Raw genomic sequence first — 17,639 nt, forward strand, 5'->3', positions numbered from 1 at the left:
TCACTGGCTGATCCTGCATAACGACTGCTCCGTTCCTGATGCGCGATTAGTCTTCTTCAGGCGACGCGATGTCCTCGCCCGGCTTGATCTCTGTGAGGAACTCGTTCGTGTAGACGCTCGAGGCGTCGAGATCCTGAGGATTCTCGAGCCCGAGGTAGTCCCCCGCGACGTCGATGAAGGCCTGAGTGCCCTGATCGCTCATGGCCCCGAAACCGAGTTCCTCGTTCTCCTCGGTCCAGCTCAGGCTGCACTGGCCCTCGATCGCCACTTCCACGGTCTCCGGTGCGAAGCCCGACACCTCGGCCGTGAAGTCTGCGGCGGCCTTCTCCGGGTTCTGGCACGCCCACAGATATCCCCTCTGCATCGCCGAGTTGAACCGCTTGACCAGGTCCGGATCGTTCTCGAGCTTGTCCTCTGACGTAACGATCCCGTTGCCGTAATAGCTGACGCCGAGGTCGGCCCACTTCAGGATCACGGGCTCCACTCCCTCACCGATGAGCACCGGTTCATCGGAGACGAAGAGCGAGATGTTGGCATCCCACTGCTTGGCCAGCAGGCCGGGGATCTTCGACTCGCCCGAGGCGTGCACGACCTCGACGTCAGACTCTCCCAGCCCGGCGGCCTCGACCGCGAGGGGCCAGAGCGCCGTCATCGCTCCCGCCCCCTCGGTGGCGACGGTCTTGCCCTTCAGGTCGGACCACTCGGCAATGCCGCTGTCGGGGAGGGCCAGCGTCGCGTAGGCCGAGCTCCCCTGGACGAGGTTGATCTGCTTGACCGAGGCCCCCTCGCCCTTGTTGAGGATGGTGACGCCGTAATCGGCCCAGCCGAAGTCGACCCGACCCGTATCGACCGAGGTGACCGTGTTATTAGACCCCGAACCGGGCATGATCTCGAGGGCGATACCCTCCTCTTCGAAGAAGCCCTGCGCCACAGCCGAGAAGAACGGCGCGTGCTTGGGCAGGAATGCCACGTCGGTCATCAGCGTGATGTCATCCAGTTGGCCCTCCGTATCCCCAGCGGCACTGGAACACGCCGTGAGGGCGAGGGCCGCACAGGACAGTGACGCTGCAGCGAGGGTGAGACGGTGGGTGAGCAGGTTCTTCATGGTGTTCCTTAATTCGGGTCGTGGGGAAACAGGGTCGCGAGCGTTTCGGCAGGGGACTACTTGCTGTAGTTCCGCCAGGGAAGAAGGCGTTGCGCCAGCACGCTGATGAGGAAGAAGAGGACGAGGGAGATGGCCGCCAGCACCATGAAGGCAGCGAACATTGAGGGCAGGTCTACCTGGCTGTTCGCAAGCAAGATCACGTAACCCAGACCGGACGAGCCCGCGATGAACTCACCGACAACGGCGCCGCCGACGGCGAGCGAGATGGAGATCTTGGCACCTGAGAAGATCGACGGCAGGGCGTAGATGAACTCGATCTTCGTCATCTGCATCCACCTGCTGGCCCTGTTGATCCTGGCCAGTTCCTTCAGTTCGTTGGGGACGGACGACAGGCCGTCGAAGGTGTTGATCACCAGGGGGAAGAAGGCGATGGCCATCGCCACGAAGGCCTTGGACTCGAACCCGAAGCCGAACCACACGATGAAAAGCGGAGCGAGGGCAACCTTGGGAATGGTGTCGATCGCGATCAGCGTCGGATACAGGAAGTGCCGCATCGCGGGGATGTAGTACAGAACAGCCCCGCACAGGACGCCGAGGGCGGTGCCGAGCGCGAAGCCCGCCAGTGCCTCCTGCACCGTGATAAAGGCGTTCTCCATGAAGTACTCGGGGCGGGCGAAGAACTCCTGCACCGCCGACAGCGGCCCGACCATGAGGTACTCGGGGAGGCGCAGGAAGAGCACCGCGAGCTCCCACAGCGCCAGGACCCCGACGACGCCGACCACCGCCTTGACCGCATTGGCGACGCCGACCGGTACCGATCGCCCCTGCCGGCGCTGCGGGGCCACTTCTGGAGACTTCTCCGGGGAGGCCGCGCCGACCCTCATCGTGCTCTCTACTGGCATTGCCTGACTCATGGCTACTCCAAACGCGTTCTGGTCCGGAAGATCGTTCTTCCGTCGGATGTCCCTCACGCCTCGGCTCAACAGTGAGTCCGATCACATGGAGGTGTTCAATCCAGTATCGAAGCGGGGATCATACCTGTCTAACACCTCTTGTGCATGCAGTGATGCCCATAGGGAATCATGTTCCATTGGGCGTCCCGACACCCCGGGAGCCTCGGAGGGCGCGCGGACTACGTGTCGTGATACCGCGATGGCATGAGAGCAAACCCAAATGGTCTTGGACAGGCATTAGGTCCGCTGGGACGCTCGAATCGACCATCACTGCCTGTCTACGAGGAGTTCCCCATGCTGAATCCATCCCCAGCCCAGAAGCTGCACACTGTAAACGGTGTCCGCGACCGGTTACGCGAGTCCGGCATTCGCCTCCCCCGGGCAACAGCACCGAATTACAGCTACGTTGCGGTGCAGACGTGGGGTGAACTGGCCTTCGTCTCGGGCCAGATCCCCAAGGACGATGGCCGGCTCGCCTATGAGGGGCGCGTCGGCGAGGACCGCACCCTGGATGAGGCGGTGGCGGCGGCCGAGTTGTGCGCCGCCAACGCGTTGGCCCAACTGGACAGTGCCGTCGGCCTGAAACGGATCGCGCGGGTGGTTAAGCTCAATGGGTACGTGGCCAGCACGGAAGACTTCATGGAGCATCCCAGCGTCATCGAGGGCGCCTCCCAGTTTCTGGGGACAGCCCTCGGTGAGCGAGGCCGCCATGCTCGCACGGCGTTGGGCGTGTCCCGATTGCCCGCCAACGCGCTCGTCGAGATCGAACTCGTCGTGGGGCTGCACCCGGCAGAGGGCACCCCGAGCACTCAAGACCGTCACCCCTGATCACCGGCCTTATCGGGTCGTCCGGCCTCCGTGCTCGGTGATAGCGTGTGGGTATCGTGTATTCACTCGACCAGGTCCGCGCGTTCATAGCCGTTGCGGAGGAACTACATTTCGGGCGAGCGGCGGAGCGCCTAAGCATGACGCAGCCTCCGTTGAGCCGGCAGATCCAACGTCTGGAGGCCGCCGTCGGGGTCCAGCTCCTCGCCCGCAACAACCGGCGTGTCGAACTGACGGAAGCGGGCAGTGCCTTCCTCGTGGAATCACGACGCCTGCTGAGTGTTGCGGATGCGGCACCTGAGGTCGCGAGACGCGTTGCCGCCGGATCGGTCGGGGTATTGCGCATCGGGTTCACGGCCGCGAGTGCCTTCGACCTGATGGGAACGGTACTGAATCGCATCGCCGAGGCCATGCCGGAGGTCTCCGTCGAGGTGAAGGAGATGGTCACCCGCGATCAGCTGACCGCCATGGATCACGGCGAGATCGACCTGGCCATCGGGCGCCCCTCTGCCGACCCGGATATCTACCACTCACGGGCCCTCAAAAGCGAAGCCCTGGTCGTCGCGCTTCCCGCGGACCATCCCCTCGCAAAGCGCACTCGCCCGCTCACCACCGACGATCTGGTCAACGAGGAACTGATCATGCACTCCCCCGTGGATGCGAAGTATTTCTACGACATCGTGGTGCGCATGCTCCCGGTGTCCCGTTGGAGGTACGCGCACACTGTTAGCCAGATCCTGACCATGGTCGGGCTCGTCGCTGCCGGACGCGGGATCGCCTTCGTGCCTGCCTCGGCGTCCCAACTGGGATTCGGAAAAGTGAAGTTCGTACCTATCGTGACGCACGAGCCTCGGCCCGTCGAGCTCCATGCTATGTGGCGCAGGGATGAACGTCGGAGGATCGTGCACCGAGCGTTGGAGCACCTACATCCCGAGAACCTGTCCTAGTCGGACCCTACTGATGGCGAGGGGATGACGTTCCCGGGCCCCCTTGGTGGGTGCCCGGGAACGTCACACTGGGCGGTATGGGTCCGTTACCGCGACCGGTAGTTCGGGGCCTCCACGGTCATCATGATGTCGTGCGGGTGGGACTCCTTCAGTCCGGCCGGGGTGATCCGGACGAAGCGGCCGTTCCGCTTGAGCTCACCGATGGACCGGGCGCCGGTGTAGAACATGGTCTGGCGCAGGCCGCCGACGAGCTGGTGCACCACGGCGGACAGCGGGCCGCGGTAGGGCACCTGGCCCTCGATGCCCTCCGGGATCAGCTTGTCCTCATCCGGCACGTCCGCCTGGAAGTAACGGTCCTTCGAGTAGGAGCGCTTGCCCGACCGGGTCTGCATGGCCCCCAGGGAGCCCATGCCGCGGTAGGCCTTGAACTGCTTGCCGTTGTAGAACACCAGGTCTCCCGGCGACTCGGCGGTGCCGGCCAGCAGGGAGCCGAGCATCACGGAGTCGGCGCCGGCGACCAGCGCCTTGCCGATGTCACCGGAGTGCTGCAGGCCGCCGTCGGCGATCAGCGGGACCCCGGCCGGGATGGTGGCCTTGGCCGCCTCGTAGATGGCCGTGATCTGCGGGACCCCGACGCCGGCCACCACGCGGGTGGTGCAGATCGAACCCGGGCCCACGCCCACCTTCACGGCGTCCGCGCCGGCGTCCACGATCGCCTTGGCACCGGCGTAGGTGGCGGCCTGGCCACCGATGATGTCCACGTGCTGCGAGGCCGGGTCCTTCTTGAGGCGGGCGATCATGTCCAGCACGCCCTGGGTGTGGCCGTTGGCGGTGTCCACCACGAGCACGTCCGCACCGGCCTCGACCAGCGCCATGGAACGCTCGTAGCCGTCGCCGAAGAAGCCCACGGCGCCGCCCACGCGCAGCCGGCCCTCCTCGTCCTTGGCCGCGTCCGGGTACTGCTCGGCCTTGTCGAAGTCCTTGACGGTGATCAGGCCCTTGAGCCTGTTGTGGTCGTCCACCAGCGGCAGCTTCTCGATCCGGTGCTCGGAGAGCAGCCGGACGGTCTCCTCACGGGAGATGCCGACCTTCGCGGTGATCAGCGGCATCCGGGTCATCGCCGACTCCACCGTGCGGTGCTCGAACTCGGCACGCGGGATGAAGCGGGTGTCCCGGTTCGTGATGATGCCCAGCAGGGTGTCCGAGGCGTCCACCACCGGCAGGCCGGAGACCCGGTACTGGGCGCACAGATCGTCCCAGTCGGCGAGGGTGGCGTCCGGGCCCACGGTCACCGGGTCGGTGATCATGCCGGACTCCGAGCGCTTGACCCGGTCCACGTGGGCGGCCTGGTCCTCGACCGACAGGTTGCGGTGGATGATGCCCAGTCCGCCCTGGCGCGCCAGGGAGATGGCCAGCGGCGCCTCGGTGACGGTGTCCATGGCCGCCGAGACCACCGGGATGTTCAGGGTGATGCGCTTGGTCAGCCGGGTGGAGGTGTCCGCGTCGGCGGGGATCACGTCGGTGGCGTTCGGGAGCAGGAGGACGTCGTCATACGTCAGTCCGACGAAGCCGAAGGGATCGGCGGCGGTGGCCACCGGGTCGTCGGAGGGGCCGGAAATCTGTGCACTCACGGGCGGGGGGCCTTTCGGTCAGCGGGTTGCCCCCTAGTCTAGGCCCGCGGCAATGGTTGACGCCTTGAGTTCGCTCACACGCGGAACGGCCGCCCCCTGCGACGCCCGTCACGCAGTCGTCACACGGCGCAACAGCATTATCCGCCCGTGGTATGGCGGTCCTACCCTTTTCCGGTGACGACTTCCACCAGCACCGCACCCACTCCCACCTCCCGGCGGCTGCCCGCCTGGACGACCAGCTTCGGCGTCCAGATCCTCGCAGCCCTGGTCCTCGGTCTCGCCCTGGGCCTGCTCGCCCGCTCCATGGGCCACACCGAGGAGACGCCCACCGGCCTCGGCGCCACCCTGCAGGTGATCGGCTCCAGCTACGTCTCCCTGCTGAAGACCACCGTCATCCCGCTGGTGTTCTTCGCCGTCGTCGCCTCGATCGCCAACCTCGCCAAGGTGACCAACGCCGCCCGGCTCGCCGCCAAGACGCTGCTGTGGTTCGCCATCACCTCGCTCATCGCCGTGGTCGTGGGCCTCGTCATCGGCGCCGTGCTGCAGCCCGGGGTCGGCACCGGCCAGCAGGCCCCCGAGGGTTACGAGGGCAAGACCGGCAGCTGGTGGGCCTTCCTGCAGGGCCTGGTCCCCTCGAACTTCCTCGGGCTCTCCGCCACCACCACGGCCGCCGAGGACGGCACCCTGTCCACCTCCGTCAGCTTCAACGTGCTGCAGGTGCTGGTCATCTCCATCGCCGTGGGCATCGCCGCGCTGAAGCTCGGCGCCAAGGCCCAGCCCTTCCTGGACTTCTCCGCCTCCATGCTCGAGGTCATCCAGAAGGTGCTGTGGTGGATCATCCGCATCGCCCCGATCGGCACCGTCGGCCTCATCGGCAACGCCGTGGCCAGCTACGGCTGGGACACCATGGGCACCCTGGCCAAGTTCGTGGTGGCCATCTACATCGGACTGGCCCTGGTGCTGCTCGTGGTCTACCCGATCCTGGCCAAGGCCCACGGGCTGTCCGTCCGGCAGTACTTCACCGGGATGTGGCCGGCCTTCCAGATGGGCTTCGTCTCCCGGTCCTCGATCGGGACCCTGCCCGTGACCCAGCGCGTGGCCGAGCGCAACTTCGGCGTCCCGCGCGGCTACGCCTCGTTCGCCGTGCCCCTGGGCGCCACCACCAAGATGGACGGCTGCGCCGCCATCTACCCGGCCATCGCCGCCCTGTTCGTGGCCCAGTTCTTCGGCCTCGAGCTGGGCTGGACGGACTACCTGCTGATCATCCTGGTCTCCGTGCTGGGCTCCGCCGCCACCGCCGGCACCACCGGTGGCGTGGTCATGCTGACGCTGACCCTGTCCACGCTGGGCCTGCCGCTGGCCGGCGTGGGGCTGCTGCTCGCCGTCGACCCGATCGTGGACATGGGGCGAACCGGCGTGAACGTGGTGGGCCAGGCCCTCGTGCCCGCGCTGGTCTCCAAGCAGGAGGGCGTCCTGGACGAGGAGCGCTACAACGCCTCCCGGTCCGGTGCCAACCTGCTCGCCGATGACGAGGACGCCCTGGAGGCGGCGGATGCTCCGGCGTCCGGGACCTCCGGGACCGGTGGGCCGGCCGACGATTCCGCGCTCGAGCCCACGCGCACCCGCTGAATCGGGTTCGGCGGGGCCGGGGCCGCTGGGCCCCGGCCCCGCACCACCGGACCCCCTGAGCCGGGGGCCACTGCGCCGGCACCCCTCACCGGACCCCGCTGAGCCCGTGGCCACTTCGCCGGCGCCGGCGAGCAGCACATCATCTCAGAATGGACATGTCCCCCGTGGATCCACGGGGGACATGTCCATTCCGTCATGGTTTCGGGGCTCTCCGGGCCGACCGCAGGGGGACACACACCCTTAAACACGACGTGGCATCCCCCGCATCTGCGGGGAATGCCACGTCGTCGGTGTCAACGCCCGAGGGCGTCAGCGGCTGCGGTGGACCGAGCCGCCGCCGAGGTCAGGAGATCAGTCCTCGTCCTCGTCCTTCTTGTCCGCCACCAGGGTCTCGGTGGTCAGCACCAGCGCCGCGATGGAGGCGGCGTTGGCCAGGGCGGAGCGGGTGACCTTGACCGGGTCGATCACGCCGGCGGCCAGCAGGTCGCCGTACTCGCCGGTCTTGGCGTTGAAGCCGTGGTTCGGCTCCAGCTCGGCCACCTTGGCGGTGACGACGTAGCCGTCCTCGCCGGCGTTCTGGGCGATCCAGCGCAGCGGCTGCACCAGGGCCTTGCGGACGATGTTCACGCCCGCGGCGGCGTCACCGGACAGGGCGGTGACGGACTCGTCCTGGTCCAGCACGGACAGCGCGTTGATCAGCGCGGTACCGCCGCCGGCCACGATGCCCTCCTCGAGGGCGGCACGGGTGGAGGCCACGGCGTCCTCGATGCGCTGCTTGGCCTCCTTGAGCTCCACCTCGGTGGCGGCGCCGACCTGGATGACGCCCACGCCGCCGGCCAGCTTGGCCAGGCGCTCCTGCAGCTTCTCACGGTCCCAGTCGGAGTCCGTGGCCTCGGCCTCGGCCTTGATCTGGGCCACGCGGGCGTTCACGTCGTCGGCCGAGCCGGCGCCGTCCACGATCGTGGTGTTGTCCTTGGTGACGGTCACGCGGCGGGCGGTGCCGAGCACCTCGAGGCCGACCTGGTCCAGCTTCATGCCGAGGTCCGGGGAGACCACCTGGGCGCCGGTGAGGGTGGCGATGTCCTGCATCATGGCCTTGCGGCGGTCGCCGAAGCCCGGGGCCTTGACGGCCACGACGTTCAGGGTGCCGCGGATCTTGTTGACCACGAGGGTGGACAGGGCCTCGCCCTCGACGTCCTCGGCGATGATGAACAGCGGCTTGGAGGCCTGCAGGACCTTCTCCAGCAGCGGCAGGAACTCCTGCACGGAGGAGATCTTGCCGGAGTTCAGCAGGATGTAGGGGTTCTCCAGGACGGCTTCCTGGCGCTCGGCGTCGGTCACCATGTACGGGGACAGGTAGCCCTTGTCGAACTGCATGCCCTCGGTGACCACCAGTTCGGTGGAGGTCGTGGAGGACTCCTCGATGGTGATGACGCCGTCGGTGCCGACGGTGTCGAACGCGCGGGCCAGCAGCTCGCCGACGGTGTCGTCCTGGGCGGAGATGGCGGCCACGTTGGCGACGTGGTTGCCGGAGACCTCCACGGCGTTCTCGGACAGGCGCTGGTCGATGGCGGCCACGGCCACCTCGATGCCCCGCTTGACCTCGTTCGGGGCGGCACCGGCGGCCACCTGGCGCATGCCCTCGTTGACGAGGGCCTGGGCCAGCACGGTGGCGGTGGTGGTGCCGTCGCCGGCGACGTCCTGGGTCTTGGTGGCCACTTCCTTGGCCAGCTGGGCGCCCATGTTCTCGTACGGGTCGTCCAGCTCGATGTCACGGGCGATGGTCACGCCGTCGTTGGTGATGGTGGGTGCGCCCCAGGCCTTGTCGAGGACGACGTTGCGCCCCTTGGGGCCGAGGGTGACCTTGACCGTGTCGGCCAACTTGTCGATGCCGGCCTGCAGTGCGCGGCGGGCCTCATCGTTGAAGGCAAGCTGCTTCGCCATGAACGAAGCTCCTTTCGGGTGTGGACGGCGGCTCCGGGCCCGGCCGGGCATCCGGTCGCCGCGTCGAGGTGAAGGTGGGGGGCCGGCGTCGCGCCCTCCCGCGGCCCTGGGGCCGGAAGGTCACGACGTCGGCGCTGACGCGATCAGGCCCGGCCGGCTGGAGTGCCTGGCCGGGCCTGGTGCGTCAACCGGACGCGGTGCCGTGCGGGGGCACGGACCGGGTCCGGTGGAAGATCACTTGGTGACGATGGCCAGCACGTCGCGGGCGGACAGCACGAGGTAGTCCTCGCCGCCGACCTTGACCTCGGTGCCGCCGTACTTGGAGAAGAGCACGACGTCGCCCTCGGCGACATCGACCGGGATGCGGTTGCCGTTGTCATCGACACGGCCGGCGCCGACGGCCACGACCTGGCCCTCCTGCGGCTTCTCCTTGGCGGTGTCCGGGATCACCAGGCCGGAAGCGGTGGTCTGCTCGGCTTCCAGCGGACGGACAACAATGCGATCCTCAAGGGGCTTGATGGAGACAGACACGTCTGTACTCTCCTTCTCTGTGGTGGGCCAGACCACGGGGGTCCGACCGGCGTCAGTGGATTCTGCTGTGCGCCGTAGGCTGGCCAACCGTCGTCGCGGGTGCCGGATGGCAGGTCCTTCAGGCTTGGCACCCGGTGCCCCGGAGTGCCAGAAATGACTCTAGGACGAGGCTTAGCACTCGGTCAAGGCGAGTGCCAGTCGTGTCCCCGGGAGCCGCGCGGAGCGCCGGTCCGCGACCCGGCACGCGGCCAGGACTCTGGCCGCACCCGGTCACGGGCTGACACAATGGAGGGGACGCGATCGCCCCGGCCTGCCGGGCCCCGGACGGCCGCGGGTTCCGCCGCTCCGCTGATCACGGGAGGACCATCGTGTCCCTGCACGGCCCGCAGGACGGGCCCCTCGCCACCACCCCCCGATCCGCACGCCCCCGGCCGAGGCCCCGGGCGCTGCGCCGCGCCTCGCTGATGCTCGCCGCCTCGACCGCGGTCCTGGTCCTCGTGACCGCCTGCACCGGCGGGCCCGCCGAGCCGCCCACCTCCGGCTCGCCATCCGGCACGGCTCCCGGTACCACCACGCCCTCCCCCACCGGCTCCGGCGCGGAGACCGTCACCGTGGAGCACGCCCAGGGCACCACCGAGGTCCCGGCCGATCCCGGGAAGGTCTTCGTCTTCGACCTCGGGGTCCTGGATTCCCTGAACGCACTGGGCATCCAGCCCGACGGCGTGCCGGATGCGCCCTACCCCGAGGAGCTGCAGTCCGTGGCGGACGGCGCGGAGGTGCGAGTCGGCTCCCTCACGGAGCCTGACCTGGACGTCATCGCCGAGGAGGAGCCGGACCTGATCATCATCTCCGCGGCGACCGCGGACGCGTACCCCGAACTGTCCGGGATCGCCCCGACCATCGACCTGTCCGTGGACCCCGCGGAACCGATGGAGTCCTTCACCCAGAACGCCACCGCCCTGGGCGAGGTCTTCGGCCGGGAGATGCAGGTGCAGGCCGCGCTCCGCGAGATCGAGACGAAGATCGAGGATGCCCGGGTGACGCTGAAGGACGCCGGGAACACCAACGGCCTGGTGGTGATGACGGGATCCGGCGAGATCACGGCCTTCGGCCCGGAGTCCCGCTTCGGCCTGATCCACGACGTGCTCGGCGTGCCCAGCGCCACCCCGGTGATGGGCGAGGGCCCGGACGGCGCTCCGGCCTCCCCCGAGTTCATCGCCGACGCCGACCCGGACAACCTGTTCGTCATCGACGAGGACGCCGCCCTCGGCCGGCAGGGAGCCACCGCCGAGGACGTGCTGGACGACGACCTGGTCAGCGGCACGAAGGCGGCCCGGAACGGCAAGGTCATCTACCTCGATCCCGCGGACTGGTACCTCGTCGGCTACGGCCTGGACAACCTGCACCGCATGGTCAACGAAGTCGTCAACCACGTGGCCACGGCGTCCCCCACCGGCCTCGGACGGGACGCCTCCGGCACCTGAGCCGGCGTGCCGGTCGCGCCGGACCGTCAGGCCGTCAGGCCGGGGTGACCTCCACGGCGACCCGTTCCTCACCGATCCGCGTCAGCACGAGCGTGGCGTGCCGGCCGGGTGACTTCGAGCCCCGTGACGACGTCGAACCCTTCGCCCCCTTCGAGCCCTTGCCGGACATGAGCTGGCGTCGCAACTCCTCCGGGGTGACGGCCATCCCGCGCTTCTTGATGTCCAGCCGGCCCACCCCGGTCTCCCGCACCCAGCGCCGCAGTCCCTTGACGTTGAAGGGCATCACCGACTCGATCCGGTAGGCCCGCGCGAACGGCGACGCCACCGGCTCGTCGGCCCGGAAGTAGGCGATGTGCTCATCGAGCAGTGCCCCGCCCTTCGACGCGAAGTCACGGTGGATCAGGTCGGCCACCAGCCCGGCCCGGATCACGGCGCCGTCCGGTTCGTAGAGGTATCCGGTCAGGGCCTCCACGCCGCCGACCGGCACCTCGGGAGAGCCGCCGAAACGGGTCCCCGCGGTGAGCTCATGATGGCCGCCCCGGCCTCCCGCCGCCGTCGTGCCCGCCCCGGGACCGGACATGACCAGGGCGCTGCGGCGCACGCCGTCCCGGGCGAGGGCGTTGAACCACAGCACGGCCTCGGTGACGTCCCCGTCCACGGAGACCCACTGCGCCTCGCAGCCGGCGGGCACGGACTCGTGCGGCAGGCCGGGGCCGAGCTTCACGCCGACGGCGGCGCCGCGCGCGGCGAGGGACTCGACGAAGGACAGCGGCGGGGAGAACGCCTCCGGGTCGAACACCCGGCTGGACCCGGAGGTGGAGAGCACCCGGCGGGCAGGGTCTAGCCAGTAGCCCCCGGGCTCGGTGCCGTTCGCCTGCGCCGCGGCCACCCAGTCCTGCGCGTCCGCGCTGACCACGGTGGCGTGGGGGAAGGGCATGAGGTTGATCGTCGCCGCCGCGGCCACCGTCTCGTCCCGCTCCACGGCGGTCACCTCGAGGTCCAGCGCCGCCATGGCCATGGCGTCCGCCCCGAGGCCGCAGCCCAGGTCCGCGACGGACCGGATCCCGGCGCCGGCGAACCGCCCGGCGTGCACGGCGGCCACGTTCATCCGCGTGGCCTGTTCCAGGCCCGCCCGGGTGAAGACCATGTGCGCGGCGAAGGGGCCGAACTTGGCGGCGGCCTGGTCCCGCAGCTTCAGCTGGGTCAGCACGGCCGAGACGAGTTCGGGGGCATGGCCCGCGGCGCGCAACCGGGTGGACATCGCCAGCGCCTCCGACTCCCGGTAGCCCTCGAGGGAGTTCAGCAGCTGCCAGCCCTCCGGGGTCAGGACGGGGGCCAGGACGGTGACGTCCCGGCTGCCGGTGGGCGCCGCTGACGACGACGGCGGGGCACCGCCCGCAGCGGGCTGCGGACCGGACGGTGCGGGCGAGGACGAGGAGGAGGAGGCCACCCGTCCACGGTACCGGCGGTACGCTGGAGACATGTCCCGCCGTCCTGAGTCCCGCCCGCCCGCGCCCGGCTCCGCACGGGGGTTCCGGGAGGGCCTGGATCCGGACCGCGACTGGGACGGTGCCCCCGGATTCGACCTCATCGGCCGTTTCGAGGGCGGCCGGGACGGGGACCTGCGCGAGGACGATGACGGGACCGGGGCCGTGGAGCCCGTCGGCGACGACGACGGGACGCGGCCGGCGCCGCTGTGGTGCAAGGTGCTGCTCTACGCCTCGATGGGTGTGGGCGTGGTCGCCGCGCTGCTGCTCATCATCACCGTGGTCGCCCAGGTGTTCGTCGCCGGGACCTTCACGCTCGGGGGCGGGGACATGCTCTCGGACTCGGAGACCGCCCAGGCCGTGCGCCGGGACGTCGTGTGGGTGCCGCTGACCGGCCCGCTGGTGGCCCTGGGGGTGGCCTTCGCAGGGCTGTGCGTGGCGTCCCTCGGCATCTTCCGGGCCCGGCGACGGGACTGAGCCGGTCCTTCTGCGACGTTCTGAGACGCCGCGAGACGCATAAGCGTACAAGCGGCTTGCTTAATTCGGTTAGGCGTGCCTTACTAGGATGCGACCGTCCTGGAAGGATCCCCATGAGTTCGACTCCGCGCACTCCCCCGACGTCCGCCTCGTCCGTCCCCGCCCTGCGTTCCGCCCACGCCCGCTCGCTCACGCGCCGCATGCTCTCCGGCGAGGGTGCCGTCGAGCTCACGGCCTACCGTGCGGGCGAGACGCTCTCCTCCGCGGTGCACGGAGTGTCCCGCACCGGACAGCTGGTGGTGGCGGACATCCCGAACCTCTTCCATTCGCTCGGCGCGTTCCACACCCCCGAGGACATCGAGGTGCGGGTGGACATCGTCAAGGACGCCGCGGACCACGGCCTGAACCTGCGGCTGGCCTCCGTGCACCTGCTCGGCACGCTGCGCTGGTGCCGGGACACGGCACAGGTGGAGGCCCTGGGACTGCAGGGGCGCGTGGCCGACCTGGTCCACGACGTCGGACCCCGCGTGCGCGTGGGCGTGGTCACCACCGAACGGGTCCTGCTGCACGACTGCTCCGGCGTCAACGCCCACGGCGAGGCCGTCCTCGTGGAGGCCTCCGCCGCGCCGTCCCCGGCCGACGCCCTGGCCGATGCCGTCCTGGCCACGGCGCCCCAGCTCCTGGCCAACGTCGCCGACGCCGTCCTGGACGGCGAGATCGCCGGCTGGGCGGAACCCCTGGACGTCCCCGCCACGGAGGACCTCACGGTCGACCCCGTGCACTGCGTGGACGTGGACCACCATTGCGTGTCCCTGGCGCGCTTCGCCGGAGACCAGGGCTGGGTCGTGCAGGTGCCGCTGCCCTCGCCCTCGGAGGCCTCACCCCTGCAGGACAGCTCCCGGGCCTGGCATCACCTGCTCGGCTCCCTGCCCGCGCGGCTCACCGCCGACCTCGCCTCCTGAACCGCCGGGCCCACCACTGTGGCCCCGCACGCCAAGGCCCCGGCCCGTGGAGCATGGACTGCTCCCCGGACCGGGGCCTTGGCACTGCGTCACCGCGGGACGGTGGGCACACGGACTCCCGGGCTGCGCGCGGCAGCTCAGGCGACGGTGTAGGTGGCGCAGGTGGCGGTGTCGGTGACCTCGATGCCCTCAGCGGAGCACATCAGGTCGCTGTTGAACGTGCATTCCAGGCGGTGGCAGGCGCCCACGCTGCTGGCCTCGGAGGTGACGGGACGGCGGGCATCCAGCTGCACGAAGGTCCCGCAGGTGGGCTGGGACTCGGAACCGGCCACGGTGATGGCCAGGGCGTTGCAGTTGTGCTCGGCGTTGAAAGAACAGGCGGTGGTGGCGCAGGAGCGCACGGCGGAGGTCATGGTGCTACATCCTTCGGTCCAAGCTCGGACGCTGGTGCCCGGGCGTTGGATTAAGAATACGCCGACCCTGGAAAGCCGCAAGCAAGGCGAACCTTAAGATATTCTTAAATACGTCAAATCGCCATAGGCAAATTCGGGAAATGGTTCATTCGGACTCGCCAGCCCGGCCGCCGGTGTCGATCAGTAGTAGACCGCCAGGCGGCTCTCCGGACCGTCGATGACCGAGACCGGGGTATTGAACACCCGGGTGAGGACCTCGTTGGTGATGATCTCCGCGGGCGGGCCGAACTCGGTGACCTGGCCGTCGTTGAGCGCCAGGATCCAGTCGGCGTAGCGGGCGGCGAAGTTGATGTCGTGCAGCACGATCACCACGGTGCGGCCCAGCTCGTCCGCGGCCCGCCGCAGCTGCTTCATCATCTGCACGGAGTGCTGCATGTCCAGGTTGTTCAGCGGCTCGTCCAGCAGCACGTAGTCGGTGTTCTGGGCCAGCACCATGGCCACGTAGGCGCGCTGGCGCTGGCCACCGGAGAGCTGGTCGAGGTAGCGGTTCTCCAGCGGTCCGAGGTTCAGGAAGTCGATGGCCTCGGAGATGTGGTGCTCGTCCTCCTGCGTCAGCCGCCCCTTGGAGTACGGGAACCGTCCGAAGCCCACGAGCTGGCGCACGGTCAGCCGGGTGATGAAGTGGTTCTCCTGGCGGAGGATGGACAGGATCCTGGCCACGGCCTTGGACGGGGTGTTGATGATGTCCTGGCCGGCCACCTCGATCCGCCCCTCGTCCACCTGCAGCAGCCGGCCGATCATGGTGAGGATGGTGGACTTGCCGGCCCCGTTGGGACCCACGAGGGCCGTGATGCCCCCCGCCGGGAGCTCGACCGAGATCGGCCCGATCGTGGCCTCCTCGCCGTAGTGCTTCGTGACGCCTTCGAGGGTGATCACAACCGGCCCTTCCTGAGGATGACGATGAGGAACACGAGTCCCCCGACGAGTTCGATGATGATGGTCACGGCACCGGCCGCGTAGAAGATGTTCCGCAGCACGAAGTAGGCCCCGGAGAGCACGGTGTAGCCGATGAGGAAGGACACGGGCAGGACCAGCCGGTGGTCGTAGGTGTCCGTGAACTGGTAGGCCAGCGTGGCCACGAGGAACCCCAGGAAGGTCATGGGGCCCACCAGCGAGGTGGTCATGGCCATGAGGATCGAGACCAGCGTCAGCACGATCATCGTCTCGCGCCGGTGGTTCAGGCCCAGGTTGTTCGTGGCGTCCCTGCCCAGCGCCAGGACGTTCAGCCGGTGCGCCCGGCTCCAGAGCAGCCCGGCGCACACCAGCACGATCGGGATCGCATAGGGCAGGTACTCGCCCTGGGCGTTGGAGATGTTGCCGAACAACCGGGCGGTCAGCACGTCGAACTCGTTGGGGTCCAGCACGCGCTGCATGAAGGTGGACAGGGCGCCCATGCCGCCGCCGAGGACCACGCCGACCAGGAGCATGATGTGCATGTTCCCGAAGCGCCCGGACAGCAGCCAGCTGTAGAGCAGCACCGCGAAGGCCACCATCAGTCCGGCCTGCAGGAAGAACTGCCCCACGCCGACCACCATGGTCACGCCGGCCACGCCGAAGAAGAACACGGCGGCCGTCTGCACCAGGACGAACAGCGACTCGAAGCCCATGATCGACGGGGTGATGATGCGGTTGTTGGTGGCCGTCTGGAAACTCACGGTGGCGAACGCCTGGCACGCGGCCACCACGAGCATCACCACGATGCTCTCCACCCGCATCTGCGCGATCAGCCAGAAGCCCCGGGAGCCGAACTCCATCGGGTTGTCATAGGCCAGGTTGCCGAGCGTGAACAGGGCGGCGGCCACCACGAGCCCGCCCACTAGGGCGAGGTAGCGCACCTTCGCCCTCCGGGAGCCGAAGGGCCCGGAGTGCCGCGGGGACGGGGTGGTCCGGGCGGGGCCACCCGGCGGGGTGGTCCGACCCGGCGGTGTCTTCCGGCCCGGCGGGGTGGTCCGGGCGGGCCCGACGGCGGCCGGCCGGCCCGTGCCCATCCCACCGGCGCGCGCGACCGGGTCGGCGACCGGACCGGCCGCGGTGAGTTCCGGCGTCGTGCCCCGGCGCGGGTACCCGGTGAACGGGGCGGGGGTGACCGCGGGGATGCTGAGCTCAGACATGCTTGCGCCTCCTGACGAGCAGGCCGATGAAGACGACGGCGCCGACCACGCCGAGGATGAGGGAGACCGGGACCTCGAAGGGCATGATGACGGTCCGGCCGATGATGTCGCAGACGGTGACCACCCAGATGCCCACGAGGCAGACCCAGGGCAGGTTGGTGCGCAGGTTGTCCCCCCGGAACAGGGAGACCACGTTGGGCACGATCAGGCCCAGGAAGGGCAGGGCGCCGATCACCACCGTGACCACTCCGGTGACGATCGCGATCATCGAGACGCCGGTCAGCAGCACCGCGGTGTAGTTGAGCCCGACGTTGGTGGCGACGTCCCGGCCGAGGCCGGCGACCGTGAACCGGTCGGCGAGGACGAAGACGAGCACGGCCACGGCCAGCACGATGAACAGCAGCTCGTACCGGCCCCGCACCACGCCGGTGAAGCTGCCGGCGAACCAGATGCCCAGTTGCTGGAGCATCTCGGTCTGCAGCGCCACGTAGGTGGACAGGGCGCCCACGACGGCGCCCAGCATGATGCCGATGATCGGCACGATCAGCGAGGACTTCAGCGTCACCCGCTGCAGGAAGAGGAAGAAGACCACCGTGCCGACGAACGAGAACAGGATGGCGCCGACCATCCGGTCCATGATGGTCGCGTTGGGGATCACGATCATCGTCAGCAGCAGCCCCAGCCCGGCCCACTCGGTGGTGCCGGTGGTGGTGGGCTCCACGAAACGGTTCTGGGTCATGAGCTGCATGACGAGCCCGGACATGGCCATCGCGGCGCCGGCCAGGACCAGGGCGATGGTCCGGGGCACGCGCGTGATGAAGAACATCTCCCACCCCCCGTCCGCGGTGGTGATGTCGTAGACCCCCACGAACAGGGAGACCAGGACCAGCCCCAGCGTCAGGACGATGCCGGCCAGCAGGGGCCAGGCGGTACGCCAGCGGCCGTCCAGAGGACGGGCGCCCTCCTCGGGCAGCCCCTCGGTCCCCCCGGGGTTGGCGGTCTGGTAGCCCGCCCCCAGGGGCGCCGGTTGCGCCTCGGGATCCGGATGCTCGTAGGCAGTGGTCACGGTTCGTCCTGTCC

16 protein-coding genes are annotated in these 17,639 nt (G+C 69.1%); 6 read left to right on the forward strand and 10 right to left on the reverse strand.

Translation table 11 applies throughout. The features are described from left to right. Positions 1 to 46: 46 nt before the first annotated feature. Both GGQ69_RS09010 and GGQ69_RS09015 read right to left on the reverse strand, forming a co-directional pair. Positions 47 to 1,105: an ABC transporter substrate-binding protein gene (locus GGQ69_RS09010; RefSeq protein ID WP_183527338.1), complete on the reverse strand. Its 1,059-nt coding sequence runs from the start codon at positions 1,103 to 1,105 to the stop codon at positions 47 to 49. A 56-nt stretch (positions 1,106 to 1,161) separates the two neighbouring features. Continuing rightward, entirely contained in the window at positions 1,162 to 2,019 is an 858-nt protein-coding gene (locus GGQ69_RS09015; protein WP_183527340.1) for an ABC transporter permease, read from the reverse strand. A gap of 333 nt (positions 2,020 to 2,352) precedes the next feature. Between GGQ69_RS09015 and GGQ69_RS09020 the strand changes: the two genes are divergently transcribed. Together GGQ69_RS09020 and GGQ69_RS09025 are read left to right on the forward strand one after the other, a co-directional pair. After that, on the forward strand, positions 2,353 to 2,886 hold the full coding sequence (locus tag GGQ69_RS09020) for a RidA family protein (protein ID WP_183527342.1): 534 nt from the start codon (positions 2,353 to 2,355) through the stop codon (positions 2,884 to 2,886). Positions 2,887 to 2,942: 56 nt separating this feature from the next. Then, positions 2,943 to 3,830: a LysR family transcriptional regulator gene (locus tag GGQ69_RS09025; protein ID WP_183527344.1), complete on the forward strand. Its 888-nt coding sequence runs from the start codon at positions 2,943 to 2,945 to the stop codon at positions 3,828 to 3,830. An 86-nt stretch (positions 3,831 to 3,916) separates the two neighbouring features. Here GGQ69_RS09025 and guaB read toward each other — a convergent pair whose 3' ends face one another. Then, positions 3,917 to 5,461, reverse strand: a complete 1,545-nt coding sequence (gene guaB, locus GGQ69_RS09030) for an IMP dehydrogenase (RefSeq protein ID WP_183527346.1) — start codon at positions 5,459 to 5,461, stop codon at positions 3,917 to 3,919. 174 nt (positions 5,462 to 5,635) lie between these two features. Here guaB and GGQ69_RS09035 point away from each other — a divergent pair, with 174 nt between their 5' ends. Beyond that, a complete protein-coding gene (locus tag GGQ69_RS09035) occupies positions 5,636 to 7,090 on the forward strand; it encodes a dicarboxylate/amino acid:cation symporter (RefSeq protein WP_183527348.1) in 1,455 nt (484 codons plus the stop codon). A gap of 351 nt (positions 7,091 to 7,441) precedes the next feature. Here the strand turns inward: GGQ69_RS09035 and groL are convergent, their stop codons facing one another. Both groL and groES read right to left on the reverse strand, forming a co-directional pair. Further along, the gene (groL, locus tag GGQ69_RS09040) at positions 7,442 to 9,034 is read right to left on the reverse strand and encodes a chaperonin GroEL (RefSeq protein ID WP_183527350.1); all 1,593 of its coding nucleotides are present in this window, start codon (positions 9,032 to 9,034) and stop codon (positions 7,442 to 7,444) included. A gap of 234 nt (positions 9,035 to 9,268) precedes the next feature. After that, complete coding sequence (groES, locus tag GGQ69_RS09045; protein ID WP_010144201.1) at positions 9,269 to 9,565, reverse strand: co-chaperone GroES; 297 nt, start codon at positions 9,563 to 9,565, stop codon at positions 9,269 to 9,271. Positions 9,566 to 9,933: 368 nt separating this feature from the next. On the opposite strand from groES, the gene GGQ69_RS09050 reads away from it, so the two are divergent. Next, positions 9,934 to 11,049, forward strand: coding sequence for a siderophore ABC transporter substrate-binding protein (locus tag GGQ69_RS09050; RefSeq protein WP_183527352.1), 1,116 nt, complete (start codon positions 9,934 to 9,936; stop codon positions 11,047 to 11,049). Between the two features lie 34 nt (positions 11,050 to 11,083). Here GGQ69_RS09050 and GGQ69_RS09055 read toward each other — a convergent pair whose 3' ends face one another. Beyond that, positions 11,084 to 12,532 carry an SAM-dependent methyltransferase gene (locus GGQ69_RS09055; RefSeq protein WP_255459462.1) on the reverse strand — a complete coding sequence of 483 codons (1,449 nt, stop codon included), beginning with the start codon at positions 12,530 to 12,532 and terminating at the stop codon, positions 11,084 to 11,086. Between GGQ69_RS09055 and GGQ69_RS09060 the strand changes: the two genes are divergently transcribed. After that, complete coding sequence (locus GGQ69_RS09060) at positions 12,531 to 13,013, forward strand: hypothetical protein (protein ID WP_183527354.1); 483 nt, start codon at positions 12,531 to 12,533, stop codon at positions 13,011 to 13,013. The two genes, GGQ69_RS09055 and GGQ69_RS09060, sit on opposite strands and share 2 nt — an antisense overlap. Positions 13,014 to 13,126: 113 nt before the next feature. Further along, a complete protein-coding gene (locus GGQ69_RS09065) occupies positions 13,127 to 13,975 on the forward strand; it encodes a hypothetical protein (RefSeq protein ID WP_183527356.1) in 849 nt (282 codons plus the stop codon). A gap of 137 nt (positions 13,976 to 14,112) precedes the next feature. On the opposite strand, the gene GGQ69_RS09070 is transcribed toward GGQ69_RS09065, so the two are convergent. The 4 genes from GGQ69_RS09070 to GGQ69_RS09085 all read right to left on the reverse strand — a co-directional run bounded on the left by GGQ69_RS09070 (position 14,113) and on the right by GGQ69_RS09085 (position 17,625). Further along, positions 14,113 to 14,388: a DUF1540 domain-containing protein gene (locus GGQ69_RS09070; RefSeq protein WP_183527358.1), complete on the reverse strand. Its 276-nt coding sequence runs from the start codon at positions 14,386 to 14,388 to the stop codon at positions 14,113 to 14,115. Between the two features lie 180 nt (positions 14,389 to 14,568). Further along, positions 14,569 to 15,324: an ABC transporter ATP-binding protein gene (locus GGQ69_RS09075; RefSeq protein ID WP_183527360.1), complete on the reverse strand. Its 756-nt coding sequence runs from the start codon at positions 15,322 to 15,324 to the stop codon at positions 14,569 to 14,571. Then, a complete protein-coding gene (locus GGQ69_RS09080) occupies positions 15,321 to 16,559 on the reverse strand; it encodes an iron chelate uptake ABC transporter family permease subunit (RefSeq protein ID WP_183527362.1) in 1,239 nt (412 codons plus the stop codon). The genes GGQ69_RS09075 and GGQ69_RS09080 overlap by 4 nt, the downstream gene beginning before the upstream one ends. Beyond that, on the reverse strand, positions 16,552 to 17,625 hold the full coding sequence (locus tag GGQ69_RS09085; protein ID WP_370577141.1) for an ABC transporter permease: 1,074 nt from the start codon (positions 17,623 to 17,625) through the stop codon (positions 16,552 to 16,554). Before GGQ69_RS09085 ends, GGQ69_RS09080 begins: the two co-directional genes overlap by 8 nt. Between the last annotated feature and the right edge of the window lie 14 nt (positions 17,626 to 17,639).

This window comes from Micrococcus sp. TA1 (assembly GCF_014199555.1).
Classification (GTDB): Bacteria; Actinomycetota; Actinomycetes; order Actinomycetales; family Micrococcaceae; genus Citricoccus.